14 protein-coding genes are annotated in these 16,089 nt (G+C 71.3%); 11 read left to right on the top strand and 3 right to left on the bottom strand.

The window, feature by feature from the left end; translation table 11 throughout:
- The first annotated feature begins 4 nt into the window (after positions 1-4).
- From tatA to OIB37_RS07945, 8 genes are all read left to right on the top strand, one after another.
- Entirely contained in the window at positions 5-283 is a 279-nt protein-coding gene (tatA, locus tag OIB37_RS07980; RefSeq protein ID WP_330456824.1) for a Sec-independent protein translocase subunit TatA, read from the top strand.
- Positions 284-330: 47 nt separating this feature from the next.
- Complete coding sequence (tatC, locus tag OIB37_RS07975; protein ID WP_330456823.1) at positions 331-1,278, top strand: twin-arginine translocase subunit TatC; 948 nt, start codon at positions 331-333, stop codon at positions 1,276-1,278.
- Positions 1,279-1,389: 111 nt separating this feature from the next.
- The gene (locus tag OIB37_RS07970; protein ID WP_330456822.1) at positions 1,390-4,245 is read left to right on the top strand and encodes a DEAD/DEAH box helicase; all 2,856 of its coding nucleotides are present in this window, start codon (positions 1,390-1,392) and stop codon (positions 4,243-4,245) included.
- Between the two features lie 288 nt (positions 4,246-4,533).
- Positions 4,534-6,180 carry an ATP-binding protein gene (locus OIB37_RS07965; RefSeq protein ID WP_330456821.1) on the top strand — a complete coding sequence of 549 codons (1,647 nt, stop codon included), beginning with the start codon at positions 4,534-4,536 and terminating at the stop codon, positions 6,178-6,180.
- Entirely contained in the window at positions 6,177-6,581 is a 405-nt protein-coding gene (locus tag OIB37_RS07960; protein ID WP_330456820.1) for a roadblock/LC7 domain-containing protein, read from the top strand. The genes OIB37_RS07965 and OIB37_RS07960 overlap by 4 nt, the downstream gene beginning before the upstream one ends.
- On the top strand, positions 6,578-6,991 hold the full coding sequence (locus OIB37_RS07955; RefSeq protein WP_330456819.1) for a DUF742 domain-containing protein: 414 nt from the start codon (positions 6,578-6,580) through the stop codon (positions 6,989-6,991). The genes OIB37_RS07960 and OIB37_RS07955 overlap by 4 nt, the downstream gene beginning before the upstream one ends.
- On the top strand, positions 6,972-7,592 hold the full coding sequence (locus OIB37_RS07950; RefSeq protein WP_330456818.1) for a GTP-binding protein: 621 nt from the start codon (positions 6,972-6,974) through the stop codon (positions 7,590-7,592). Before OIB37_RS07955 ends, OIB37_RS07950 begins: the two co-directional genes overlap by 20 nt.
- A gap of 70 nt (positions 7,593-7,662) precedes the next feature.
- Positions 7,663-9,171 carry a cytochrome P450 gene (locus OIB37_RS07945; protein WP_330456817.1) on the top strand — a complete coding sequence of 503 codons (1,509 nt, stop codon included), beginning with the start codon at positions 7,663-7,665 and terminating at the stop codon, positions 9,169-9,171.
- Between the two features lie 12 nt (positions 9,172-9,183).
- Here OIB37_RS07945 and OIB37_RS07940 read toward each other — a convergent pair whose 3' ends face one another.
- Complete coding sequence (locus tag OIB37_RS07940) at positions 9,184-10,134, bottom strand: pseudouridine synthase (protein WP_330456816.1); 951 nt, start codon at positions 10,132-10,134, stop codon at positions 9,184-9,186.
- Positions 10,135-10,240: 106 nt separating this feature from the next.
- On the opposite strand from OIB37_RS07940, the gene OIB37_RS07935 reads away from it, so the two are divergent.
- Positions 10,241-10,822 carry a GNAT family N-acetyltransferase gene (locus tag OIB37_RS07935; protein WP_330456815.1) on the top strand — a complete coding sequence of 194 codons (582 nt, stop codon included), beginning with the start codon at positions 10,241-10,243 and terminating at the stop codon, positions 10,820-10,822.
- A 64-nt stretch (positions 10,823-10,886) separates the two neighbouring features.
- On the opposite strand, the gene OIB37_RS07930 is transcribed toward OIB37_RS07935, so the two are convergent.
- Both OIB37_RS07930 and OIB37_RS07925 read right to left on the bottom strand, forming a co-directional pair.
- Positions 10,887-11,729, bottom strand: coding sequence for a siderophore-interacting protein (locus OIB37_RS07930; RefSeq protein WP_330456814.1), 843 nt, complete (start codon positions 11,727-11,729; stop codon positions 10,887-10,889).
- Between the two features lie 110 nt (positions 11,730-11,839).
- Entirely contained in the window at positions 11,840-12,760 is a 921-nt protein-coding gene (locus tag OIB37_RS07925) for a 5'-3' exonuclease (RefSeq protein WP_330456813.1), read from the bottom strand.
- A 259-nt stretch (positions 12,761-13,019) separates the two neighbouring features.
- On the opposite strand from OIB37_RS07925, the gene OIB37_RS07920 reads away from it, so the two are divergent.
- Together OIB37_RS07920 and OIB37_RS07915 are read left to right on the top strand one after the other, a co-directional pair.
- On the top strand, positions 13,020-14,105 hold the full coding sequence (locus OIB37_RS07920; protein ID WP_330456812.1) for a quaternary amine ABC transporter ATP-binding protein: 1,086 nt from the start codon (positions 13,020-13,022) through the stop codon (positions 14,103-14,105).
- Positions 14,098-15,912 (top strand): ABC transporter permease/substrate binding protein, encoded by a 1,815-nt coding sequence (locus OIB37_RS07915; RefSeq protein WP_330456811.1) that lies wholly within the window; start codon positions 14,098-14,100, stop codon positions 15,910-15,912. The genes OIB37_RS07920 and OIB37_RS07915 overlap by 8 nt, the downstream gene beginning before the upstream one ends.
- Positions 15,913-16,089: the final 177 nt, after the last annotated feature.

The raw sequence follows: 16,089 nt of genomic DNA, 5'->3' as shown, positions 1-16,089 counted from the left end.
ACTTATGTTCGGAAGGCTCGGAGCCCCCGAGATCATTCTCATCCTCGTCGTCATCATCCTGCTGTTCGGCGCGAAGAAGCTTCCGGACATGGCCCGCTCGCTCGGCAAGTCCGCGCGCATCCTCAAGAGCGAGGCCAAGGCGATGAAGGAAGAGGGCAATTCCTCCGCCCAGCCCCCCAGCTCCAACGAGCAGCCCGGGGCCCAGCGCACCATCCAGGCGGCCCCCGGCGACGTGACCAGCTCGCGGCCGGTCAACGAGCCGACGGACACCACCCAGCGCTGACGCAGGGCCGGGAAGACCCGGCCTGCCGCATGAGATGAGGACGTGGGTTGCCGAAGCCTGCCCGCCAGGAGAGAGATCCCGAGGGGCGGATGCCCCTCGCGGATCACCTTCGTGAGCTCCGCAACCGGCTCGCGAAGGCCATGCTGGCGATCGTCGTCGTGACGGTCGTCGCCGCCTTCTTCTACAACGACATCATCAACTTCCTGACCAAGCCGATCCTCGACTCGGTCGGTTGCCAGCAGACCTTCGCGCAGCTGGCGAAGTCATCGAACCAGAAGCAGTGCGCGGAGATCACGATCAATGGTCTCCTCGCCCCGTTCACGCTGGCTCTCCAGGTCTCGCTGATGGCGGGCGTCGTGATCGCGTCGCCGATCTGGCTGTACCAGCTGTGGGCCTTCGTCGCGCCCGGTCTGCACCGGCACGAGAAGAAGTACGCCTACGCCTTCGTCTTCACGGGCGCTCCGCTGTTCTTCGCCGGTGCCTTCTTCGCGTACAAGGTGCTGCCCACCACCGCGAAGGTGCTGATCGACTTCACGCCGAACGGCGACATCAAGAACCTGCTGCCGCTCGACGACCTGCTCCAGCTGGTCACCCGCATGGTGATCGTCTTCGGCCTCTCCTTCGAGCTGCCCCTGCTCCTGGTCATGCTCAATCTCACCGGGGTGCTGACCGGCAGGCGGATGCTCGGCTGGTGGCGCGGCATGATCCTCGGCATCACGGTCTTCGCGGCCGTCGCCACGCCGAGCACGGACCCGCTGTCCATGCTGGCGCTCGCCGGACCGATCTGGGTGCTGTACTTCGGCGCGGTCGCCTTCTCGCTGCTGAACGACAAGCGCCGGCGCCGCCGCGACGACGCGGCCCTGGACGACGACGAGGCCTCCGAGCTTGACCTCACTCCCGAGGGCGTCGGGGCTGTCGAGCCCGTCTCGGCGAGCCGGGCCCTGCCCGGGCAGGCGAGCGGGGACCGGGTCGACGACTTCGACGACGTGACCTGACCCGGCCTGACCGTTCACCCGGTCGGCACGCGGTCCACCCGAAAGCGCACGATGCCCCCCTCCCGCCCGGGAGGGGGCATCCGTGTTCCCCGATCAGCCGACTTCCCGATAATGATCGTCCCGATGTCGGCGAGGCCCGGTAGTCTCGAAAGCACGATGACAGAGGACCTCTCACCGGCCGAGCGGTACGCGGCGTCCCGTGCGCGGGCAGCCGAGCAGGCCACGGCGCTCGCGCCCTTCCGCGAGATGTACGACTTCGGCCTCGACGACTTCCAGGTCGAAGCCTGTAAGGCACTCGAGGGCGGGAAGGGCGTGCTGGTGGCCGCCCCCACCGGTTCCGGCAAGACGATCGTGGGCGAGTTCGCCGTCCACCTGGCCCTGGAACAGGGCAAGAAGTGCTTCTACACGACACCCATCAAGGCGCTGTCGAACCAGAAGTACGCCGACCTGTGCCGCCGCTACGGCGCCGACAAGGTCGGCCTCCTCACCGGCGACAACAGTGTGAACGCCGACGCCCCGGTGGTCGTGATGACCACCGAGGTGCTGCGGAACATGCTCTACGCCGGTTCCCAGACCCTCCTCGGCCTCGGCTACGTGGTCATGGACGAGGTGCACTACCTCTCCGACCGCTTCCGGGGCGCGGTCTGGGAGGAAGTGATCATCCATCTGCCCGAGTCGGTGACCCTGGTGTCACTGTCCGCGACCGTGTCCAACGCCGAGGAGTTCGGCGACTGGCTGGACACCGTCCGCGGTGACACCGAGGTGATCGTCTCCGAGCACCGGCCCGTGCCGCTGTTCCAGCACGTGCTCGCCGGGCGCCGGATGTACGACCTGTTCGAGGAGGGCGAGGGCCACAAGAAGGCCGTCAACCCCGACCTCGCCCGGCTCGCCCGCATGGAGGCCACCCGGCCGTCGTACCAGGACCGCCGGCGCGGCCGCGCCATGCGTGAGGCCGACCGTGAGCGTGAGCGCCGGCAGCGCTCGCGCGTGTGGACGCCCAGCCGGCCCGAGGTCATCGAGCGCCTCGACGCCGAGGGCCTGCTGCCCGCGATCACCTTCATCTTCAGCCGCGCCGGCTGCGAGGCCGCCGTCCAGCAGTGCATGTACGCGGGCCTGCGGCTCAACGACGAGGACGAGCGCGAGCAGGTCCGCGCCCTGGTCGAGGAGCGCACCGCCTCCATCCCGACCGAGGACCTGCACGTCCTCGGTTACTACGAGTGGCTGGAGGGCCTGGAGCGCGGCATCGCCTCCCACCACGCCGGCATGCTCCCCACCTTCAAGGAGGTCGTCGAGGAGCTGTTCGTGCGCGGCCTGGTGAAGGCCGTCTTCGCCACCGAGACGCTCGCGCTCGGCATCAACATGCCCGCCCGCTCGGTCGTGATGGAAAAGCTCGTCAAGTGGAACGGCGAGCAGCACGCCGACGTCACCCCCGGCGAGTACACGCAGCTCACCGGCCGTGCGGGGCGGCGCGGCATCGACGTCGAGGGCCACGCGGTCGTGCTGTGGCAGCGGGGCATGAGCCCGGAGCACCTGGCCGGACTGGCGGGTACGCGCACGTATCCGCTGCGCTCCAGCTTCAAGCCGTCGTACAACATGGCGGTCAACCTGACCGAGCAGTTCGGGCGGCACCGCTCGCGCGAGCTGCTGGAGACCTCCTTCGCGCAGTTCCAGGCCGACAAGTCGGTCGTCGGGATCTCCCGGCAGGTGCAGCGCAACGAGGAGGGCCTGGAGGGCTACAAGGCCTCCATGACCTGCCACCTCGGCGATTTCGAGGAGTACGCGCGGCTGCGCCGCGAGCTGAAGGACCGGGAGACCGAGCTGGCCCGGCAGGGCGCCTCCGAGCGCCGCGCGGAGTCCGCCGTCGCGCTGGAGAAGCTCAAGCCGGGCGACGTCATCCACGTGCCGGCCGGCAAGTACGCGGGCCTCGCCCTCGTCCTCGACCCCGGGCTGTCCGCCGGCCGTTCCGACGGCCACCGCGGCTTCGACCACCACGACGGGCCGCGCCCCCTGGTGCTCACCGCCGACCGGCAGGTCAAGCGGCTGGCGGCCATCGACTTCCCCGTCCCGGTCGAGCCGCTGGACCGGATGCGGATCCCGAAGGCCTTCAACCCGCGCTCGCCGCAGTCCCGCCGGGACCTCGCCTCCGCGCTGCGCACCAAGGCCGGGCACATCCCGCCCGAGCGGGCCCGCAAGAAGCGGTCGCAGGCGGCCGACGACCGCGAGATCTCCCGGCTGCGCACCGAGATCCGCGCCCACCCCTGCCACGGCTGCGACGACCGCGAGGACCACGCCCGCTGGGCCGAGCGCTACCACCGGCTGATGCGCGACACCTCGCAGCTGGAGCGGCGGATCGAGGGCCGTACCAACACCATCGCGCGGACCTTCGACCGTATCGTCGCCCTGCTGACCGAGCTGGACTACCTGCGCGGCGACGAGGTCACCGAGCACGGCAAGCGGCTCGCCCGGCTCTACGGCGAACTCGACCTGCTCGCCAGCGAATGCCTGCGCGAGGGTGTCTGGGAGGGACTCGGCCCGGCCGAACTCGCCGCCTGTGTCTCGGCGCTGGTGTACGAGGCCCGGGTCAGCGACGACGCGATGGCGCCCAAGCTGCCCTCGGGCAACGCGAAGGCGGCGCTCGGCGAGATGGTGCGGATCTGGGGTCGTCTCGACGCCCTGGAGGAGGACTTCCGTATCAACCAGACCGAGGGCGTGGGTCAGCGGGAGCCGGATCTCGGGTTCGCCTGGGCCGCGTACGAGTGGGCCTCCGGCAAGGGGCTCGACGAGGTGCTGCGCGAGGCGGAGATGCCCGCGGGCGACTTCGTGCGGTGGACCAAGCAGGTGATCGACGTACTCGGGCAGATCGCGGCGGCGGCGCCGGTCACGGAGGGTTCGACCGTGGCGAAGAACGCCCGTAAGGCTGTTGCCCAGTTGCTGCGGGGTGTTGTCGCCTACTCGTCGGTGGGGTGACGGTTTCAGGACCGGCGGCCCTTCTCCTTGTCGGGGGAGGGCCGTCGGTCTTTCGTCTGCCCGCTCGTCGCTACTTGACGTGTTCGAGCAAGTGCCCTGCGTGTAAATGGAGTTGAGGGTACTCCTGTTGTTGGGGCGATTTCAGAGGGTTGCCGAATGTGACATGACGTTGATCCGGTCGGACTAAGCTCGCCCGCGACGCACCGAGTTGAGGTGAATTCGTGCGTCTGTTCCCAAACGGGCGGAAGATCCGCCGACACCCAGCCGATTTCGTCTCAGAAGGCATCCATGGTGAGTGTTCAAAAGCCTCCCGGTGGCCGTGAACGTCCCTATGCGCGTGTGTTGTTGCCCCCTGCCATATTGATGGCCGCGGCGACCGGGGTGGCCGTCGCCCTCGTGGCGGGGCCCGCCCGGGTCGCCGTCGGCTGCTGCGGGGCCGTCGCCACGCTGCTGGTCCTCGTCACGGCGGCCGAGACCGCCCGCCGCGGCCGCCGGCTGCGCGAGGTCCGGACCGAGCACGCCCGGCACACCGCGTATCTGGAGCACCGCCTCGCTGCCCACGATGCGGAGATCGTCCGTCTCGGCACCGAGATCCTGCCCACCGCGCTGTTCCGGCTGCGCGCCGGGGAATCGCTCAGAGAGGTGATGCTGAACGTCCTCGACCGGGACCCCGAGCTGTGCCATCTCCCCGACTCCCAGCGTGACCTGCTGCGCACCGCGCTGCGCGGTGTGGACCACGAGATCTCGATGCGCGACGCCACCGAGCGGTCCTTCGTCAGCATCGCCCGCCGCGTCCAGGCCATCGTCCACCAGCAGGCCAAGGAACTCCGCGAGATGGAGGAGGACCACGGGCGCAACCCCGAGGTCTTCGACGACCTGCTGCGCATCGACCACGGCACCGCGCTGATCGGCCGCCTCGCCGACTCCATCTCCGTCCTCGGCGGCGGCCGCCCCGGCCGTCAGTGGCCGCTGCCCGTCTCCCTGTACAGCGTGCTGCGCGGCGCGATGTCCCGGATCCTGGAGTACCGGCGCATCGACCTCAGCTCCATCGTCAACATCAACATCAAGGGCACCGCCGTCGAACCGGTCATCCACGCGGCGGCCGAACTCCTCGACAACGCCACGCGCTACTCCCCGCCCTCGACCAAGGTGCACGTCACCGCCGTCGAGGTGCAGACCGGCATCGCCATCGAGATCGAGGACGCCGGCGTCAGCCTCAACGAGGAGTCCCGCGCCCGCATCGAGAAGATGATCGAGGACGCCAAGGCGGGCGACGACGCGCAGAACCTCGGTGAGAACCCGCGCCTCGGCCTCGCCGTCGTCGGCCGGCTGTGCTCCTCCTTCGACATGGAGGTCTCGCTGCGCGCCTCCGCCTACGGCGGCGTGCGCGCGATCCTCATCGTGCCGCGCGTCATGACCACCACCGAGCCGGGTGTCGGCGCCGCCCACGGCATCGGTGCCACCGCCGTGCCGATCCCCGAACTCGGCGCGGTGGAAGGCCCCAAGCGCCCGCCCAAGAAGCGCCGCCCCACCAGCCCCCGCATCCCAGCCGGGATCTCCATGGAGGACGACGTCCCCGAGGTCACCGAGTGGACGGCCGGAGGTCTGCCGCAGCGCCGCAGCCGGGTGAAGACCCCGCTCAGCCAGCGCTACGCCGAACAGGCCGCCATCGAGCGCGCCGAACGCGAGGGCAACCCGACCGTCTGGTCCCAGTACAAGCCGGAACCCGAGCCGGAGCCCGAGGTCGACCCCGAGCGCCAGAAGCTGATGGACCGGGAGCCGGGACTGTGGGTCGACGCGTTCTGGGAGGGCCTGAAGAAGGGCATGCCCGAGGACGTCTCACCGACCGACTTCACCCGCAACCCGACAGCGTACCTGCACCTGATCAACGACTCGGCCGACACGGAGGCCGGCGACGAGGGGGATCTCAAGTGATCCAGCAGCGAGGCAACTTCGACTGGATGCTCAAGCAGCTCAACGACGGAGTGCCGGGTATCCAGATGATCGTGGTCCTGTCCGCCGACGGGCTGCGCATCGCCCGCTACGGCGGCGACCCCGACGCCGCCGACCGGGTGGCCGCCGCCTGCGCGGGCGTGCAGAGCCTGGCCGGCGCGGTCGCCCAGGAGATCCCGGGCACCGGGGAGATGAAACTCGTCGTCATCGAGATCGACGGCGGCTACTTCTACCTCATGTCCGCCGGCGCCAACGCCTACCTGGCGGTGCTCGCCGACGTGACGTGCGAACCGGGCCGGATGAGCGGCATGATGCGCGACCTCGTCGTCCGGATCGGCGCCCACCTCACCAGTCCGCCCCGGCGGAACGGGCAGACCGTATGACCCCGCCCCGACGCAAACGGCGCCCGCCGAAGGAGCCGGCACCGCCACCACCGGCCCTCCGGCAGGGCGACGGCGACCCGGAACCCAGGAACCCCGAGCGGCTGTACGCCATCACGGGCCTCGCCGACGGCGCACGGGCGGAACTCGACCTGGTGACCCTGATCGTGGCGCGCTCCACGCCGCCGCCGTCCGGCACCCCCGAGCAGGCGGCCGTGCTCCGGCTCTGCGCCGCCCCGCTGTCCGTGGCCGAGCTGTCGGCCTATCTGAACCTGCCCTTCAGTGCGATGACCGTACTGATCACCGAGCTGATCACGGCCGAACTGGTGCAGGCGCGCGCGCCGATCGTGCGGCAGACGCTCCCCGACCGTTCTCTCCTCGAAGCGGTGATGCATGGACTTCAACGGCTCTGACACCATCCCCGGCCCACGCACCGAGGACCAGCTCCCGCACACGGCCCAGGCCGCCGTGAAGATCGTGATCGTGGGCGGCTTCGGCGTCGGCAAGACCACCATGGTCGGGTCCGTCAGCGACATCAGACCGCTGACCACCGAGGAGACCATGACCCAGGCCGGCATCGGGGTCGACGACAACTACGGCTCCGAATCCAAGACGGCCACCACCGTCGCCATGGACTTCGGCCGCATCGGCATCACCGACAAGCTGGTGCTCTACCTGTTCGGCACCCCGGGCCAGGAGCGCTTCTGGTTCCTGTGGAACGGCCTGTTCGAGGGCGCGCTCGGTGCGGTGGTCCTGGTGGACACCCGGCGCCTGGAGGTGAGCTTCGACGTCATGGGCCGCCTGGAGGAACGCGGCGTGCCCTTCATCGTCGCCACCAACTCCTTCCCGGACGCGCCCCGTTACCCGGTCGAGGAACTGCGTACCGCGCTGGACCTGGCCCCGGAGATCCCGATCGTCGAGTGCGACGTACGGCGGCGCGCCTCCAGCAAGGAGGCGCTGATGACCCTCATGCACTTTCTGCACTCGCTCGCGCTGTCCGGCGCCCTCACCTGAGCCCCGTCCATGACGTCGATGCCGTCCATCCCGTCCGTCCCATCCGTTCCTTCGTTCCGGAGCGACCACTGTGACGCCTGAATCTCCCTCCCTGACCGGAACCCACGACCCCGCGCCCGGACCGCCGCCGGGCTGCCCGGCGCACGGCCTCGGCCCCGGCGGACTCCACCGGCTCTACGGCGCCGAGGCGGAGGACCTGGGCGACCTCTACGAGCGGCTGCGCGAGCGGTACGGCCCGGTGGCGCCCGTGCTCCTGCACGACGACGTACCGATGTGGGTCGTCCTCGGGCACGCCGAGAACCTCCAGCTCGTCCGCAGCCCCTCCCAGTACACGCGCGACAGCAGGGTCTGGACACCGCTGCTGGAGGGCATGGTCAAGCCCGACCACCCGCTGATGCCGCACATCGCCTGGCAGCCCATCTGCTCGCACGCCGAGGGCGACGAGCACCAGCGGCTGCGCGCGGCGGTCACCGCCGCCATGGCGACCATCGACCACCGGGGCCTGCGCCGGCACATCGGCCGCTACACCCAGGGGCTGGTCAACGGCTTCTGCGAGCAGGGCCGGGCCGATCTGGTCTCCCAGTTCGCCGAGCACCTGCCGATGGCGGTCATGTGCGAGATCCTCGGCATGCCCGAGGAGTACAACGACCGGATGGTGCAGGCCGCCCGCGACGCGCTCAAGGGCACCGAGACCGCCATCGAGAGCCACGCGTACGTGATGGACGCGCTGAGCCGGCTCACCACCCGCCGCCGCGCCCGGCCCGAGGACGACTTCACCTCGCACCTCGTCACCCACCCGGCCGGCCTCAGTGACGACGAGGTCCGCGAACACCTGCGCCTCGTCCTCTTCGCGGCGTACGAGGCCACCGCCAACCTGCTCGCCAACGCGCTGCGCATGGTGCTCACCGAGCCGGGCTTCCGCGCCCAGCTCAACGGCGGGCAGATGACCGTGCCGGAGGCGATCGAGCAGTCCCTGTGGGACGAACCGCCGTTCAGCACCGTCCTCGGCTACTACGCCAAGCAGGACGCGGAGCTGGGAGGCCAGCGCATCCGCAAGGGCGACGGGCTGCTCTTCGCGCCCGCCCCGGGCAACGCCGACCCGCGCGTCCGGCCCGAACCCCGGGCCAACATGATGGGCAACCGCTCCCACCTCGCCTTCGGCGGCGGCCCGCACGAGTGCCCGGGTCAGGACATCGGCCGTGCCGTCGCCGACGTCGGTGTGGACGCCCTGCTGACCAGGCTGCCGGATGTCCAGCTGGCCTGCGCGGAGTCGGAGCTGGCCTGGCGTTCGTCGATCGCCTCCCGGCACCTGGTGGCCCTTCCGGTGCGCTTCGATCCCAAGCCCCAGCAGGACGTGAAGCTGGCGCCGAGTTCCTCGCCGGTCCCGCCCCCGCGCGGCACGTGGCAGCAGACCGGCGCCCTGCGGACGCCTCCCGCGCCCGGGGCGGAGCCCCGTCCGCTGCCCCGGCCCCCGTACCCGCCGGCTGCCGGGGGGCCGCCGGTGACTTCGCAGGTCCCGGAGCCGTCCCCGCGGGAGAGCGTGTGGCGGCGGATGTTGCGGTGGTGGTGGGGGGAGTGAGCCGGGAGGGGGCTACTCCCCGTCGGCCCACCGGTCCGGGGCGGACCACGCCTCGAGCGTGCGCGCGCTGACGAAGGCGTGCTCCGCCCCGGTGACCGGGTCGGTGAACTCCAGCCTCCGGGCCAGTAGTTGCAGCGGGCGCCGGAAGTCGTTCACCGGCGCGGGCGCGAGTTCCTGCGGATACAGGGGGTCACCGAGGATGGGAATGCCGAGCGTGGTGAGGTGCACCCGGAGCTGATGGGTCTGGCCGGTCTCCGGGGTCAGCCGGTACCGGCCCAGCCCCTCGCGGCGCTCGACCAGTTCCACCCGGGTCACCGCGTTCGGCTCGCCCTCGACCTCCCGCGCGGCGTGCACCCCGCGTTCCTTCACGATCCGGCTGCGTACGGTCGTGGGCAGGGGGAGCGTGGGGTCGTACGGCGCGAGGGCCTCGTACTCCTTGCGCACCCGGCGGTCACGGAACAGCGTCTGATAGGTGCCCCGTTCCCCGGGCCGCACGATGAACAGCACCAGTCCGGCGGTGAGCCGGTCCAGGCGGTGCGCGGCGGTCAGCTCCGGGAGGTCCAGTCCGTGCCGCAGCCGGGCCAGCGCGGTCTGGGTGACATGGCTGCCGCGCGGGGTGGTGGCGAGGAAGTGCGGTTTGTCGGCGACGACGATGTGGGCGTCGCGGTACACCACCTCGACCGGGAACGGCACCGGGACCTCCGGCGGCGGGTCCCGGTGGAACCACACGAACATCCCCGGCTCGTACGGCGCATCCGGTGCCACCGCGCGCCCGTCGGCGTCCACGATCAGCCCCGCGCCGAGCATCGACTCGATCACGCCGGGGCCCGCCCCCGTCAGCCGCTCCACGAGGTGCTCGCGCACCGTGGCCCACGTCCCGTCGAACGGCAGCCGCACCCGCACCGGGTCGACCCCGTCGCGCTGGGGGAGTGGGGCGGGCGGGGGTGGCGTACGGCGTCTCATCAGGACCCAAGGGTACGGCGGCCTGTCGGCGCCCTGACGGGTGAGCGGGGGAGCCGTTCGCGGAAAACGGCTGGGGCGCGGGCCGATGCCTTGGCAGGATTCCGGCATGCCTGTTCTCACCCGCCCGGTGGTGGCCGCCGGAACCGTCGCCCGCAACCCGCAGCCCGCCCTCCCGACCGGTGACGGTCTGCTGCTCCGCCCCTGGCGGGCCGAGGACGCGTCCGCCATCCACGCGGCCTTCCAGGACCCGGTCATCCTTCAGTGGCACATCAAGTCCGCCGACTCCGAGGAGGAGGTCGCCGGCTGGATCGAGGAATGGCACACGATGTGGAGGGAGGAACGGGGCGCCCAGTGGGCCGTGGTCGACGAGGACACGGACGAGCTGCGGGGCCGGGTCGCGCTGCGGGAGATGCTGCTCGGCGAGGGCGTGGCCGAGGTCGCGTACTGGACGGTGGCCCGCGCCCGGGGTCAGGGGGTCGCCGCCCGTTCCACCACCGCCGTGACGCGGTGGGCGTTCGAGGAGGTCGGTCTGCACCGCCTCGAACTCTTCCACTCCACCGCCAACCCGGCGTCCTGCCGTGTCGCGGCGAAGACCGGCTTCGCACTGGAGGGCACCAAGCGCAGCGCTCTGCAGCATCCGGACGGCTGGCACGACATGCACTTCCACGCCCGCCTCCGGAGCGACTGAACCACCCCGCACACTCGCCAAGCCGGTCGGCGGCCACACGCTCGGCGCGTGGGCCCCCGGCCCCTCACGCGGCCGCGTCGCCCTCCTGCTCGGCCTCGATACGGGCGTTCCAGTCGCGCTTGGAGGCCTGCCAGCCGTCCTCGTCGTGGCCGAGGCGCCAGTAGCCGGAGACGGAGAGGTCCTCGCGCGGGATCTGGAGGTCGACGCGGAGCATGCGGCGCAGCTCCTTCACGAAGCCCGCCTCGCCGTGCACGAAGGCGTGCAGCCGGCCCTCGGGGAACTCCAGGGAACGTACGGCGTCGAGCAGGGCCGCGCCGACCGGACGGTCGCCGCGGTGCAGCCAGACGACCTCCACGTCGGAGTCGATCTTCTGCTCCTCCTCGGGTCCGGAGACCTCCAGGAAGGCGTGCGCGCGGGCGCCGGCCGGCAGGGTCTCCAGGGCGCGGGCGATCGCGGGCAGCGCGCTCTCGTCGCCGACGAGCAGATGCCAGTCGGCGTCCGGATCGGGCGCGTAGGCGCCGCCGGGGCCCATGAAGCGCACGCTCTCGCCGGGCCTGACCCGGGTGGCCCAGGGCCCGGCCAGGCCCGCGTCGCCGTGGAGGACGAAGTCCAGGGTCAGTTCGCGGTGTTGGGGATCCCAGCCGCGGACCGTGTAGGTCCGGGTCACCGGCCACTGGTCACGGGGGAACTCGGCGCGGATCCGGTCCAGGTCGAAGGGTTCCGGGTAGGTCACGCCCTCGGGGCCGAAGAGCAGTTTCACGTAGTGGTCGGTGCAGGTGTCCGCCGTGAAGCCGGCGAGGCCGTCGCCGCCGAGCACCACACGCTGCATGTGCGGGGTGAGCCGCTCGGTGCGCACGACCTGGGCGGTATGAGGCTTGCGCGGCTTTCGTGCCGGACGCTCCGCCATGACGACCTCCTGCAACACTGGTTAGGTATACCTAAGTTAGCATCCTGCCCCGAGTGGCACCTCTTTCCGGGGATCGCCGGTGATCCCTTTGCCGGAAAATTCCCTTGGAATCACTGCGCGAGCGTCGTCAGCAGGCGGTGCAGGGAGCCGCCCAGCCCCCAGCGGGCCGCCAGCGCGTCCAGCCCGGCGGGGTCGCGCGGGGCGTGCGGCAGCGCGGTGTCGACGTCGGGCAGGGGTACGTCACCGGCCACCCGGACCACCTTCGGCGCGACCGCGAGATACGGCGCCGCCTCCGTGAGCCGCTTGCGCTGCGTCGGCGTGAGCTTCGCCTTCGGGTCGTCGACGGCCGCGATGATCCCGGCCAGGTCACCGAACTCCGCCAGCAGCTTGGCGGCCGTCTTCTCGCCGACGCCGGGCACCCCCGGCAGACCGTCGCTCGGGTCGCCGCGCAGCAGCGCCAGATCCGCGTACCCCGGCCCGCCGACCCCGTACTTCTCGCGCAGCACCGCCTCGTCGGTCAGCTGCAGCGTGCCGACGCCCTTCAGCGGGTACAGCACGCGGATCCCGCGCCGGTCGTCCACCAGTTGGTACAGGTCGCGGTCGCCGGTGACGATGTCCACCGGGCCGTCCGCGCGCGCCGTGAACGTGCCGATCACGTCGTCCGCCTCGTACCCCGCGACCCCGACCCGGGCGATGCCGACCGCGTCCAGCACGTCCTCGATGACCGGGACCTGCGGGGCCAGGGTGTCCGGGACCTCCTCCGCGTCCGGCCCGCTCTCGTGCTCCTCGGCGACCCGGTGCGCCTTGTAGGACGGGATGAGGTCCACCCGCCACTGGGGCCGCCAGTCGGCGTCCATACAGGCCACGAGCCGGTCCGGCCGGTGGTCCTTGACCAGCCGGTCGATGAAGTCCAGCAGCCCGCGCACGGCGTTCACCGGCGTGCCGTCCGGTGCTCGCACCGAGTCCGGCACGCCGAAGTAGGCGCGGAAGTAGAGCGAGGCGGTGTCGAGAAGCATGAGTCGTCCGGTCACGCTCGCATCATGCCGTACGGCACCGACACCGGGTCGCGTCGCGCCGCATGGCACCGGCACCGGGCCGTCGCGCCGGAGCGCCCGTTCCCGTGGCGGAACGCGTTGCGGTGTGCGCATCGCCGTGAAGCGGGCCACTTGTGCGTTTGCCCTTGTGGAAGGAGGGCAGACGCGGCCTCGGAGCGCTGCCGGTTGCCCGTTCAACTGTTCCTGGGCCACCGGCCCGCCGCTCCGTTTCTGCCGGCCGAGACGAGAGGTACGCGTGTCATCCAGCCTTGAGGCCGAGCACCTGTTCAAGGTGTTCGGCAGACGACCGGACCAGGCGGTGGAGCGGCTGCGGCAGGGGGCCGAGCGGGACGAGCTGCGGGCCGACGGCAGCACCGCGGCCGTGATCGACGCGTCCTTCACCGTCGAACCGGGCCAGATCTTCGTGGTCATGGGCCTGTCCGGCTCCGGCAAGTCCACCCTGCTGCGCATGCTCAACGGCCTGCTGGAACCGACGGCCGGCCGGGTGCTGTTCGACGGCCAGGAGCTGACCGCGCTCACCGACCGCGAGCTGCGCGAGGTCCGCGCCAGGAAGATCAGCATGGTCTTCCAGCACTTCGCGCTCTTCCCGCACCGCAGTGTCCGCGACAACGCCGCCTACGGCCTCGCCGTGCAGGGCGTGCCCCGCGCCGAGCGCGAACGCCGCGCCGACGAGGCGCTCGCCCTGTGCGGCCTGGCCGGCTGGGAGGACTCCTGGCCCGACGAGCTGTCCGGCGGCATGCAGCAGCGCGTCGGCCTCGCCCGCGCCCTCGCCACCGACGCCGAGCTGCTGCTGATGGACGAGTCCTTCAGCGCCCTGGATCCGCTGATCCGCCGCGACATGCAGGACCAGCTCCTGGAACTGCAGAAGTCCCTGAAGAAGACCATCGTGTTCATCACCCACGACCTCAACGAGGCCATGCGCCTGGGCGACCGCATCGCCGTCATGCGCGACGGCCGCATCGTCCAGAACGGCACCGCCGAGGACATCCTGCTGCGCCCGGCGAACGACTACGTCGCCTCCTTCATCCAGGACGTCGACCGCTCCCGCGTCCTGACCGCCGCCGCCGTCATGGACACCGACGTGCGCGGCGACGAGGCCGACTGCGCCTGCGAGACCGCGGCCCCGGACACGCCGTTCACCGACCTGTGCGCCCTCAGCGCCCGGCTCAGCCACCCCGTGGCCGTCCTCGACGGCGACCGCGCGCTCGTGGGCGTCGTACCCCGCAGGCGTCTGGTCGGCTTCCTCGGCGACGAGACGGGCGAGCCCAGGGCCTGCGACAACGACCGCGACGGCGGGAAGAAGGTGACCGCCCGTGCCTAGGCTGCACCTCGGCGACTGGGTCGACTCCGGCGTCGACTGGCTCGTCGCCCATCTGGCCTGGCTCTTCGACGCGATCCGCGCGGTCGTGGAGGGCATGTACGACGGCATCGACGCCGTCCTCACCGCGCCCGCGCCGCTGCTGCTGGCCGGCATCCTCGCCGTGCTCGCCTGGTGGCTGCGCGGCCTGGTCGCGGGTGTCCTCGCCTTCGCCGGGTTCGCCCTCGTCGACTCGCTCGACCTGTGGGACCGGGCCATGTCGACGCTGTCCCTGGTCCTCGTCGCCACCGTCATCGCCCTGGTGATCTCGATCCCGCTCGGCATCTGGGCGGCCCGCTCCAAGGCGGTCAGCGCCGCCGTGCGGCCCGTGCTCGACCTGCTCCAGACCATGCCGTCGATGGTCCTGCTGATCCCGGCCATCCTCTTCTTCGGGCTGGGCACCGCGGCCGGCGTCATCGCCACCCTGATCTTCGCGCTCGCCCCCGGCGTCCGCATGACCGAGCTGGGCATCCGTCAGGTCGACCCCGAACTGGTCGAGGCCGCCGACGCGTTCGGCACCACTCCGCGCGCCACCCTGCTGCGGGTGCAGCTGCCGCTCGCCCTGCCGACCATCATGGCCGGCGTCAACCAGGTGATCATGCTCGGCCTGTCCATGGTCGTCATCGCCGGCATGGTCGGCACCGGCGGACTCGGCGGCGCCGTCAACGAGGCCATCGGACAGCTCGACATCGGCTTCGGCTTCGAGGCCGGCGTCGGCATCGTCGTCCTCGCCATCTACCTGGACCGGATGACCAGCGCGCTCGGCACCCAGCTCTCCCCGCTGGGCCGCAGGGCCGCCGCGAAGACCCGGCCGAGCGTCTGGTCGTACCGGCCGCGCCCGCGCGTCGCCGTCATCGGCGTGGTCGTCCTCGCGCTGGCCGCCGGCGGCATCGGGATCTTCGGCTCCCCCTCCGAGACCTCCGCGGCCTCCGGCACCGACGTCGGCAAGGGCAAGGAGATCAGGATCGGCTACATCCCCTGGGACGAGGGCATCGCCTCCACCTTCCTGTGGAAGGAACTGCTGGAGGAACGCGGCTTCAAGGTGACCGTCACCCAGTACGCCGCCGGCCCCCTCTACACCGGCCTCGCCACCGGCCAGCTCGACTTCGAGACCGACTCCTGGCTGCCCACCACGCACGCCGAGTACTGGAAGAAGTTCGGCGACCGGCTGGACGACATCGGCAAGTGGTACGGCCCCACCTCCCTGGAGCTGAGCGTCCCCTCGTACGTCAAGGGCGTCGACTCCCTGGCGGACCTGAAGGCCCACGCCTCCGAGTTCGACGGCAGGATCGTCGGCATCGAGCCCAGCGCCGGCATGATGGGCCTGCTCAAGGACAAGGTCCTCGACGCGTACGGCCTCAAGGGCTCGTACGACGTCGTCGACGGCTCCACCCCGGCCATGCTCGCCGAGCTGAAGCGCGCCTACGCCAAGAAGCAGCCGGTCGTCGTCACCCTGTGGTCGCCGCACTGGGCGTACAGCGACTACGGCCTGAAGAAGCTGAAGGACCCCAAGGGCGCCTGGGGCAGCGGCGACGGAGTGCACACCCTGGCCCGCAAGGGCTTCGCCGCCGACAACCCCCGGGTCGGCAGGTGGCTCGAGAACTTCTCCATGACCGAGAAGCAGCTCACCGGCCTGGAGGCGCGGATCCAGAAGGCGGGCAAGGGCAACGAGCAGGGCGCCGTCCGCGCCTGGCTGCGCGAGAACCCGGGCCTCGCCGACAAGTGGGCGCCCGTCGCCCGCACGCAGGGAAAGAGCCAGGCTTCCGGGTGACCTGACCCCGTCCGGACGGCCGCCACGAGGGGCGGGCCGCGGCCGCACGTCCGACCGGACGCGTCGCCGCCGCCCGCCCCTCGTGGTGTCCCCGTCGGAGCGGGACCCGGCGGGGCCGCCGAGAAGGACGGGATCCGGCGGCCTCCTCGCGACAGGAGGGATCCGGCCAACCACAGA

Source organism: Streptomyces sp. NBC_00820 (assembly GCF_036347055.1).
Lineage (GTDB): Bacteria > Actinomycetota > Actinomycetes > Streptomycetales > Streptomycetaceae > Streptomyces.
Note: the sequence above shows the minus strand (reverse complement) of the source record. Positions and strands in the feature narration are given on the sequence as shown.

Excerpts from the sequence above, each read along its gene's own strand:
- OIB37_RS07940 (WP_330456816.1), bottom strand. The coding sequence starts at position 10,134 with ATGAGACGCCGTACGCCACCCCCGCCCGCCCCACTCCCCCAGCGCGAC.
- OIB37_RS07955 (WP_330456819.1), top strand. The coding sequence starts at position 6,578 with ATGACCCCGCCCCGACGCAAACGGCGCCCGCCGAAGGAGCCGGCACCG.
- OIB37_RS07935 (WP_330456815.1), top strand. The coding sequence starts at position 10,241 with ATGCCTGTTCTCACCCGCCCGGTGGTGGCCGCCGGAACCGTCGCCCGC.
- tatA (WP_330456824.1), top strand. The coding sequence starts at position 5 with ATGTTCGGAAGGCTCGGAGCCCCCGAGATCATTCTCATCCTCGTCGTC.
- OIB37_RS07970 (WP_330456822.1), top strand. The coding sequence starts at position 1,390 with ATGATCGTCCCGATGTCGGCGAGGCCCGGTAGTCTCGAAAGCACGATG.
- OIB37_RS07930 (WP_330456814.1), bottom strand. The coding sequence starts at position 11,729 with ATGGCGGAGCGTCCGGCACGAAAGCCGCGCAAGCCTCATACCGCCCAG.
- OIB37_RS07950 (WP_330456818.1), top strand. The coding sequence starts at position 6,972 with ATGGACTTCAACGGCTCTGACACCATCCCCGGCCCACGCACCGAGGAC.
- OIB37_RS07965 (WP_330456821.1), top strand. The coding sequence starts at position 4,534 with ATGGTGAGTGTTCAAAAGCCTCCCGGTGGCCGTGAACGTCCCTATGCG.